The sequence below is a fragment of the Marinobacter bryozoorum genome (assembly GCF_023156245.1).
GTDB classification, from domain to species: Bacteria; Pseudomonadota; Gammaproteobacteria; order Pseudomonadales; family Oleiphilaceae; genus Marinobacter; species Marinobacter bryozoorum.
Window position 1 is genome coordinate 1 of record NZ_JAKZAH010000065.1, and the last position, 8973, is coordinate 8973.

The following is an 8973-nucleotide window of genomic DNA, read 5'->3' on the forward strand; positions in this document are numbered from 1 at the left end:
CAGTGGCAGCTTTCGCGTGGAATGGGTGGCAGGCTTCGTCTGGAATCAGTGGCAACCTTGGTCTGGAATACGCACCCGAGCGCCTTAGCATCTTCTTTCGATCTAAAAACTTTGCAGTATTGCGGCTGACTGAGCAGATCTTTTTCGAGATCAACGTACACCGCCTGACTCACAATAAGTGCATACAACTCGTCCGCCTCAATCAATCCTGTATTAAGGATTTCGGCCAGGCGGAGCCATCGTGACTTACCGAACACTTCCTCTGGGACGGGCGTCTGATCCAGCGGCGCGGCGCTCCAGAAATCACCCAAAAACCTGAGATTCTCGACCAACCGAAGATTCAAATCCTGCTCAGTGCAAAGCCTGAAGTTGAGACCCAAAGCTTCCGCATAAGCCTCAGCCGGAGGGCATCGATACCGCCCCGAAGTCTCATCGAAAACAACCCGCCCTGGGTGAGATTCAGCGAGTTTTATCAACCGCTCCAAAGGCTTCCACTCTTCCCAGCCTATAAAGTTGTCGGCGATGACAAAGAAATCCGCCGTGCTTGCCGCCTTTACTCTACGGCCTGTTTTGCTGAGGTATTCAAGAAAAATCTTCTCACTGGGCTGGTCATAGTATTCAAGAACCGACCGATCGAACTCATGCTTATAGATGGCAGGAAGTTCTATCGAGAGACTCTCCGCCTGGACGGTATGCCTCATCTTCTTGCTGGCGAAAATATAAGTGGATGACCGCAGGGCCGCAGAATTCTTTACCTTCCTTGCGGGCGGGGAACTCCTTATGGAGAGTGCGATATCAGTTCCCTCCTCAGACACACCGGCCTGAGCACACCTTTCAACGACTTCTTCTTCGGAGAGCATTTGACCACTCCTGCTTGATGGCCGATGATGTAACTTATAAGTTACTATTTGAAATTAGACCAAGGAGTTCGTATGTCAAACAAGCAGGAAAAACTTTTGGTCGATTTCGGCAAAAAGGTTCGAGCACTTAGAAAAGAAAAGGGGCTGACTCAGGAAAAGGTCGCGCAGATGTGCGGGTTCCAGCGCCCCTATTTGAGCGATGTTGAAAGAGGAAAAAGGAACATTTCAGCAAAGAACATGAGCACCCTCGCAGCTCAACTTGGCGCCGACCTTCAAGTGGATTTAGTGGAGTAGGTTCTATGGTTAAGCTTGCTCGCGTGGACCTCGCCTAACAGAGCAAACGAAATCCTACAGCGATTGCTGTAGATGGACTTTCTGGCGTGATGAACATTACTAAGCTGGAAACGGTTAAGCTAGAGGGGGGCAGGTCACCGCCGAGATGGGCTAGTCAAGGGATCTTGGGTTGGCGCCGAAAGAGCACAGTGCTGGATTTGACGCAAAGCTAAGCGCTTTTAAAGGGGCGTCCGGTGTGTGCGATGGGGCCAGAATGGCAAGCTCTCAAAATTACGAGTAGTCGCCGTACTTCAGCTTCTTAATGTACCTTTCCAGAATTTCACACCCGGTGGGCGTCCCCATCAGTGTCTGTGGTGACTCGCCAGCCAGAGCCGGTACCGGCGTCTCCAGCCAGCGGCTGATGAGCTGTTGATCACCATCGAAAAGGTTTTTTAAAGCGTCTTCGAAGAGTTCTTTGGCTTTCTGATCACTATCCATGCCGTTGGCTACCCATCGTAGTTTCAAATTATTCTGCACATTTTCTTGACCTCCGCCATGCGGTGATGGCCCCAGTGGGTCATTGTAATAATGATTAGTAACAAGATTTACTAATTAGTAAATCTTGTTACTAAAACATACTAACCTTGATGGGCCAGACCAATTCGAAAGGTGTCGAGTGCTTGGTAGGCATCGAGGGCGCTTGTCATTTATTGCGCGACCAAATAATCAAACCCTCTCGGGCGGCGGTCGCCAGTAACTCTGGGTTGGAGTGCTTCGCGGGTTCCTGCCATTCCGTTTCCCAGATTGGGAAAGGCTGAATCCTGACGCCCGTTTGCACCAAGACATCAAAGGCTCGGCCTGCCAATTCTAACTTGGTTTCAACGAAATCATCTGGCTCACCCGGCAGAATCACCGCAATGTCAACATCGCTCTCGGAATGATAATGTCCTCGAGCCCGGCTGCCGAACAGAAGCAGTTGGATAACATCATAGTTGTCCGCGAGTCTCTCGCGGAACTGGAGGATCACGTCGCTGATATCAACTCGGTCGTCCATGATCGTTTGCTCGAGGCCAACGGAGGGCGCCTGGTCCCACTCTTTCAGTTCGTCTGGGATGGGCGCGGCTGAGTCACACCGAACGACCAAATCTGTCAGGTTATATCGCTTCCGTTGTGACATGAGCTTCTCCTATCGCAGCGGTCCACGACGTCCCAGAATCACGGCGGCCTGCATGATGCCGGTGGCTGGCTGCTCGAAACTCTCCGGTGGTTGATACTGACCGTCCCACGGCTGAGCATGACGATAACGCACCACGTCTTGCCCCTTCAGCTCTACGATCTCGTCAAATCCGTTCTCATACCCCTCCACCAGAACGGGTGCGTCCGGAGGCAAAGCTCTCAATCGGGCGATCAGTTCTTCAGCGGTCATCGGTAATCTCCTGTTTTGCTCAGATCGAACACAATGGGTGGATTGGTGGGCTCGTATCGGGCGGTGCAGGTGCTCGCGTTTATGAGTCGGGTCTGCCCACGCAAGTATTGGCCGTAGCCCTCGTGAATGTGACCGAATACGTGGGCCTGAAGGTTGGGCAGTTGTTCCAGGCGCTGTTCGAGGTCAACGCAGCCGACCTCCCTGGTGCGAAAATCCACCGATACCTGGTCACCGATGCCTCTTGGTGGACCATGGGTTATCAACAAGTCGGTATTTTTCGGAATCAGCTGCCATTTTTCGCGCAGTGCCTGGCCCCGCTTAAGCATAAACGCCCAATTCAGGAACTGCGGCGTCCAGGGGGAGCCCCAAAACCGCAGTCCGTCTAGTTCGGTACCGCTGTCCTCGAGGTATATCGCGTTGGTTAGTGTCTCCCGGGCCAAGGCTGGTGCTTCCTGAAAGACCCAGTCGTGATTACCGGCAATAACGATCTTGTGCTGGTGGGGTAGTGTTCCAAGCCAATCGTTCAGGTCGGCCAGATTTTCCAGCGTACCCTGGCCCAGGCTGTCACCGGCGTGGATCAGTACGTCGCCATCCGGAACAGCCGGGATTTGCCGGTGTAGGCCGTGGGTATCCGAAATACACACGAGCCTCATCACGATCTCTCCTGAGGACTCGGATGGGTGAGCAACGGATCCTGGAGCGACCAATCCATATACGGGAGCAGGCGAACCATATTTCTTGCATCGTCCACGCCGCGGTGATGGTGCCCTTCGAATTCAAGGTGATGGTAGGCGAGCGCGTAAGCGAGACCGTTTTTCCGTTTCTGTCCGGTCGTGCGACGCCAGATCCGCTTGAGGTTGAGATGGGGCGACAACATGAAGTCAGGGGTCACGTTATGCTTTCTGCTTTCGGCGAGAATATGCAATCGATCGTAGTTTCCCCAGCTGCACCAAATAAACGATTCCGCTCGCTCTCCCAGCCAGTCATCCAGTTGCTCAACAACCTCCGGGAAAGCTGGAGCATCGTCGACCATGGATTGATCGATACCGGTCAGCTCTGTGCAAAATTGGCTGAGCCGGGGTGCCCAGGTTGGCCTGACCAGAAACGACTTGCTGTCCAACAGCTTTCCATAGCGGGTGGCCAGCGCGCACCCAAACTCAATGATCTCCATATTGGTAACGCTTTGGGGGTCTCCATTCGGAGCCCGTCGGTTCTCCCAGCAGGTTGCCTCCAGGTCCACCACGAGCAGTGGGGTTTCAGGAATGTGTTCTGTCATGACGATTAGTACCCCGCGAGCGTAATGAGCTCCTGTGTCGGTAACATGGCGGGCTCCCCGTTTCTTCAAAGACCGACATAAAGAGGTCGCGATGGCTATGCAGATCGCCGCAGATCCAGTTCCTGCCAAACCGGTTACACCCGACATGCTGATGGACAATCAGATTCCGTCTCATGAGGGAGGCTGCTCGTCATCTGGGCTTGGATCGCGATGAGGTTGGTTTCGGTTGTGCGCATCATCCGGAACGCTGTTCGAGGCTTCGCCCAGTAGCCGCTCGCCCATATCTATGAACGCAGTCATGGCCTCGCTCATCGTCTGATTGGGCTGCTTCCCGGACTGTTGCTGCCGATGAACAATCGCTAGCCGCATCAGCCCCTCGTAGCTAAGCGGGTCAAGCACGACGCCAAGAAGATCCTCCCCGTCATTGACCCCAATTGGAGCAGCTTGGAGGCAGGCCTCAGAGTGGGCACGCAATGTGTCTATTGTGACAAAACCGTTGACAAACGAATGGATCGACATTTTTACATCCCTGCTTGGGTGTTTCATTTTATTAAGCTACTCTGTCTTGAAACTGAATGCAAAAGCTCAACGGTAGTAAACGATACAATTTGTATCATTGGACGAGGGCAGTAGTTCGAGGGTGGAGGGCGTGAAGTGATTAAAAAAATCAGTGAAAACAGTATTCTGGAGAATCTGGATGCTTACGGGGCCCACGCCGATGTACTCTCAGATGGGTCCTTGAGTAATATTTTTGCGTACCGAGCATTTGACCTGAGGGATCGGTTCTCAGCGCCTTTTCCGGACTTCCGCAGCGCCCTTGAGGCACTCCAGAGCGATACCAGCTACTTGCCAGAGATGTCCGGTGAGATCATCGCTTATTGCCGGGATGGTCGTTCGTTCGAGATTCCCCGCGATTTTTTCATCCGAGATGAGCCTCGTTTTGCCAGTCGGGCAGCCGCGGAGCAATGGGTGCGAGAACGAATGGCGGCCTTGGAAAGGGGCGATAGATTCGCCGGCAGACAGGGCGCAGCTCTGGCTAACCCGGACGATCCAATTGAGAGACAGGTGGAAGATGCGCTGGCCTGGCAGGAAAGCCGCCTCGTTGATCCCCAGGAGAACGACGCCGTTTGCGAGCAGGTCGATCGATGGCTGCTTGAACAGCTGGAGACCGCATGCTGAGAATCGTAAACATAGAGCAGGCGCCATTTCACACCTTGCCCCATCGAACCAGCGGCCCCTCCGGGAAACCGCTGCGTAAGCATCTGCCCTTTCATCGGGCCTGGGCCACTGGGTTGCCCGATGGCGTAGACGCGCTGTTTTTTGCCTCCGACCTGCAGGGGCGTGAAGACGGCGGCGCCAACCGGCTGATGGGGGTGCCTGTAGCAGAAGCGCTGATGGCATTGGTGGCGGAAGGAACGATTCCGCAGCCGCAAGTGGCGTTTCTGTGTGGCGATCTTTACGACTACCCAGACTGCCATAAACGCGGTGGAACCGGTCCGGTGGATGACGTCTACGAGGCATTCGCTTCGCTGGCGCCACAGGTCCTCGCCGTGCATGGCAATCACGATGAGTTGGCTGAACCGAAGGCGCTGCCAAAGTCGGTTCAAATTCTCGATGGTCAGGTTCGCAACGCAGCCGGACTGCGGGTCGGTGGCGTCAGCGGCATCATCGGGAATCCCGGGCGTCACCAGCGGCGGGATGAGGAAGCGTTCCTGGCGGTCATGGAGTCGGTCACCGCCCTGCGGCCGCACATGATCCTGTTGCACCAGGGGCCGGAGGACGTTGAGCGTCGCCGCCGTGGCGACCCCGGCGTAACGCTATCACTAGAGACTGGGTATTCCGGCCTGACTGTGTTCGGACACTCGCATTGGGACTGGCCGTGGCTGATCTCGCTGGGCGACGGCCAGGCCCTGAACGTGGATGGTCGCGTTGTGGTTCTATTGAGGGGGGATGATCATGCCTTTGGTTGAACTCGAACGCTGGGGCCCGGCAGGTTGGGATACGTTGGCGGAGATCAGGATTGACCGGCCGAAGTCTGGCCTGCTCAGTCCCATGCGTTTGGATTATCAACGCCAGGACGGTTGGACCTGTGTCCCGCACCCTGGAGTCACCCTCGGCCTTGGGGATTTTCAGACAGACGATTTCGTACCCGTCATCAGCCTGCCATTCGTGCAGTGGGCCAGCCCCCAGGTGCCGGGCGAGGTACTTGAGACGTATGAGGGCGAAGCGGTCGCAGCTTTGCTGAGGGATCTGATACCGAGCGGCTGGGCCCGAAGGCGCTTGCTCGAGAGGCTGGTGTCTCCAAGGTGGCAAGACCTGACGACCCAGGATGGCCCACAGCACGATGTGCGCCTGTTAAAAGAAGCGGCCCGCTCGCCCATTGGTAATTGTCGGATCAAAGGGCCAAGCCTCAGTGGCGACCGTAACCCGCCCATGCCCCTGGATATTGAGCGTGCCGGCGACCGGTACTGGCCCTACGAACCATTCAGCAAAGCTGCCGGCCTTGCTGATAGCTATCCGGTTTGGGCGGGTCTGGGCGCAGGCGGTGAAAACCCCAAGCTGCTGATTAACCGAGCCGATGACGGTCAGTACTATCTGGACGGAAACGAGCCGGACGGCTGTGTGATTACCGATTACTGGCTGGTGAAATGGCCTCGGGAGCCGGTGAGCGGGAATCGTATCGATATTCTCCGTGCTGAATACCTGTACCTGAAAGCCCTCGGTTCGTTAGGCTTTGATGTGCCGGAAGTGCGCTGGCAACCCGATGCCCTCTGGGTCCGTCGTTTCGACCGCGGACCGGGCGGGGAGCGTTATCCGGTGGAGTCCCAGTATAATGTGATGGGCAAGATTGGTAACGGGGCCCGGCTAAGCCACATTGATGCGCTGGACGTCATTCTTCCCCTGGCCAGTGATCCGGATGGAATGCTGGTCGAATACCTTATCCGGGATCACATCAACCGGTTACTCGGTAACAGCGACAACCATGGGCGTAATACCTCATTTCATCGAACGTTCCACGGGCTCGAACTGACGCCCATCTATGATGTGTCACCCATGGTGATGGACGAAGACGGTATCGCCTGGAGCACCACCTGGCCCAGAGACTGGCAAAAGGATGGGAATCCAGACTGGCAGCGCTTGATTCAGCGCTTTGCACAGTCACCGGAACGAGCCTGGTCCGGGTTGCAATCCCGTAGTGCAGCCCTCACTGAATTACAACGCACCGATGCTTGGCAGGCGCTGCCAAAATCCGTGACCCGACACCCACGGGTCTTGCCCATCGGTGTACCCATTAGTCTGTAAATGCATTTACGTTTACACCTCACCACAAAAGGATGACTCGGCCACCCATGGCGATCCAGTTCTACGATAAGGGCGAACTCTCGTCTGGTTTTTACGGTTGGCGCGTCGCCGCGACGATTCGTGGCAAGCGCTATCAGAAGTACTTCAGCCTGCGCCGCCCCGGTGACGCCGTGCCCGAAACGCTCTGGTACCGTTATCAGAAAACCCGCGCCGAGTACTACGAAGCCCGTTGGGCCATGCGGGCTGCGGCGGTCAAATACCTGGACTTTATTCGTACCGAGCACCCGCGGGTTAAGCCCTTCAGAGGCGTTGGCTTCCAGGGCATCACCCTGGGCATCGGGACCATCGGAGGTAATCAGACGGAGCAGTGCTACTTCCAGGTGAACGCACCGGGTAACCCCATGCGCATTGCCATCACCGAGAACCAGACCCTCTCCAAAGCCTGGGACCGGGCCGTCAGGCTGTGGGGCCAAGCTTTCGGCATCCGCCAGAAGGACATTGAGGCAAAACGCCAGACTCCGCCCACACCGGAACAGTTCAAACGACTGCGCAAACACATGAACGAGGAAGAGAGCGCCAGTTTGGGGGTGGGTGTGTTGCACCACGTCTATGCCGAACAGCGCGCGGAGATCGAGCGGAAGAAATCCCGCAATCGTCTTAATAAAGAGCGGCCTGTTGACCGAGATGATCTACTGGATGTGCATGCACGCCTGGAGCGGGAGATCAGCGAGTTCATGGAAAAGTCAGGGGCTCGCGCCTGAGTCAGCGATCCGGCCGAGATGCCATCCCTATCAAGTGAAGGTGAAGTGCCCACATGGAAAGCAATGAAGGCCCAAGCCCAGCAGTACCCGCCAATAAGGCGGCGGTCGCCCTGAAAGGATTCCGATACATCATGGCCCAATGGGGTTGTACAGAGGCGGAGCAGAAACAGTTGCTGGGTCTGAGCCAGGCTGAGTTCGACGAACTCACGGCTGACAAACCGGGTGAAATGTCGGGGCAGGTGCTTCAGCGGATCAGTTATTTGATGGGTATTGCGCGCGCACTGGATGCTCTCTGCCCCAGCGACGATCGAGCTGCAGAGCGGATTCGTAAGCCCACCACGGAGGAGCCGTTTTGCGGCTTGTCGCCGCTGGCTTTCATGTTGGCTGATCCCCAGGATGGGCTAAAAATGACCCGCCGGTACTTTGATTGGAAAGCGCAGCTTTGAGCTTTTTGGAGCACCAAGGCCCATAGCGGATTCAGGTTGATCGCCATCGCGCCACATTTTTACCTCCAGACAGATACATTGCCGCTACGATTTGGCCGCTCGGGTCGCAAAGCGAACAATAGAATCTCGCGCCATTCCCTTTTTTTTTCGCTATGGGCCATTGATCTATCTCTGGTTCGCTAATGACCGTGTCAAAAACTGTATCTCGGCCTAAACCCTTTTTTTTGTTTCGTCACACGATTGGCAACGGGTATATGGGATGCCTACATAAAATACTTTACAGGCAGCGCCGCCCCGAAGAAGCTCCACAGCTCGTAGTAAAGAAAGGCCTCTCAGCACACCAGTGTGTGCAACACCAAAGTCGGCGTCGCTGTTGCTCATGAGCCACTGCTTCAGATCGCTACGCTGTCGGAACCTCAGTTCAACGATCAAAGACACGAGACCCTGGACCACCGAAGACTTTTAGGCTAACGTAATATCATAGTCCGTTGAAATACATCAAAAAAATAGGCGTAAAGCCTACTGCTGGTTAAGACTAGAGCTGAAGTGGCCCCCAAATTTTGGACAGGTGCCTAAGCTCTGATTCATCATCTCCACAAGGAGGAGAATCATGAGCAAGAAACGCAAG

Annotated in this window: 13 protein-coding genes; 6 read left to right on the top strand and 7 right to left on the bottom strand. The window is 55.5% G+C overall.

What is annotated here, in order from left to right; all coding sequences use genetic code 11:
• On the bottom strand, nt 1–860 hold an 860-nt coding region (locus MLC59_RS18960), incomplete at its 3' end, for a Tn7 transposase TnsA N-terminal domain-containing protein (RefSeq protein ID WP_248237171.1).
• A 72-nt stretch (nt 861–932) separates the two neighbouring features.
• Here MLC59_RS18960 and MLC59_RS18965 point away from each other — a divergent pair.
• Nucleotides 933–1154 carry a helix-turn-helix domain-containing protein gene (locus MLC59_RS18965; protein WP_091848186.1) on the top strand — a complete coding sequence of 74 codons (222 nt, stop codon included), beginning with the start codon at nt 933–935 and terminating at the stop codon, nt 1152–1154.
• A gap of 270 nt (nt 1155–1424) precedes the next feature.
• Here the strand turns inward: MLC59_RS18965 and MLC59_RS18970 are convergent, their stop codons facing one another.
• From MLC59_RS18970 to MLC59_RS18995, 6 genes are all read right to left on the bottom strand, one after another.
• A complete protein-coding gene (locus tag MLC59_RS18970) occupies nt 1425–1631 on the bottom strand; it encodes an MbcA/ParS/Xre antitoxin family protein (RefSeq protein WP_248237172.1) in 207 nt (68 codons plus the stop codon).
• Between the two features lie 205 nt (nt 1632–1836).
• Nucleotides 1837–2310, bottom strand: a complete 474-nt coding sequence (locus MLC59_RS18975; RefSeq protein ID WP_248237173.1) for a nucleotidyltransferase family protein — start codon at nt 2308–2310, stop codon at nt 1837–1839.
• A gap of 9 nt (nt 2311–2319) precedes the next feature.
• Nucleotides 2320–2559 (bottom strand): hypothetical protein, encoded by a 240-nt coding sequence (locus MLC59_RS18980; protein ID WP_248237174.1) that lies wholly within the window; start codon nt 2557–2559, stop codon nt 2320–2322.
• A complete protein-coding gene (locus MLC59_RS18985; protein WP_248237175.1) occupies nt 2556–3212 on the bottom strand; it encodes a metallophosphatase domain-containing protein in 657 nt (218 codons plus the stop codon). The genes MLC59_RS18980 and MLC59_RS18985 overlap by 4 nt, the downstream gene beginning before the upstream one ends.
• A complete protein-coding gene (locus MLC59_RS18990; protein WP_248237176.1) occupies nt 3212–3835 on the bottom strand; it encodes a 3'-5' exonuclease in 624 nt (207 codons plus the stop codon). The genes MLC59_RS18985 and MLC59_RS18990 overlap by 1 nt, the downstream gene beginning before the upstream one ends.
• Nucleotides 3836–4006: 171 nt before the next feature.
• On the bottom strand, nt 4007–4354 hold the full coding sequence (locus MLC59_RS18995) for a hypothetical protein (protein WP_248237177.1): 348 nt from the start codon (nt 4352–4354) through the stop codon (nt 4007–4009).
• A gap of 135 nt (nt 4355–4489) precedes the next feature.
• Here MLC59_RS18995 and MLC59_RS19000 point away from each other — a divergent pair, with 135 nt between their 5' ends.
• The 5 genes from MLC59_RS19000 to MLC59_RS19020 are packed head-to-tail and all read left to right on the top strand — an operon-like array spanning nt 4490 to nt 8345.
• The gene (locus MLC59_RS19000) at nt 4490–5014 is read left to right on the top strand and encodes a hypothetical protein (RefSeq protein WP_248237178.1); all 525 of its coding nucleotides are present in this window, start codon (nt 4490–4492) and stop codon (nt 5012–5014) included.
• A complete protein-coding gene (locus MLC59_RS19005; protein WP_248237179.1) occupies nt 5008–5805 on the top strand; it encodes a metallophosphoesterase family protein in 798 nt (265 codons plus the stop codon). The genes MLC59_RS19000 and MLC59_RS19005 overlap by 7 nt, the downstream gene beginning before the upstream one ends.
• Nucleotides 5792–7138: a type II toxin-antitoxin system HipA family toxin gene (locus MLC59_RS19010; protein WP_248237180.1), complete on the top strand. Its 1347-nt coding sequence runs from the start codon at nt 5792–5794 to the stop codon at nt 7136–7138. The genes MLC59_RS19005 and MLC59_RS19010 overlap by 14 nt, the downstream gene beginning before the upstream one ends.
• Nucleotides 7139–7185: 47 nt before the next feature.
• Nucleotides 7186–7899, top strand: coding sequence for a hypothetical protein (locus MLC59_RS19015; RefSeq protein ID WP_248237181.1), 714 nt, complete (start codon nt 7186–7188; stop codon nt 7897–7899).
• A 53-nt stretch (nt 7900–7952) separates the two neighbouring features.
• Nucleotides 7953–8345, top strand: a complete 393-nt coding sequence (locus MLC59_RS19020; protein WP_248237182.1) for a DUF2384 domain-containing protein — start codon at nt 7953–7955, stop codon at nt 8343–8345.
• The last annotated feature ends 628 nt before the right edge of the window (nt 8346–8973 follow it).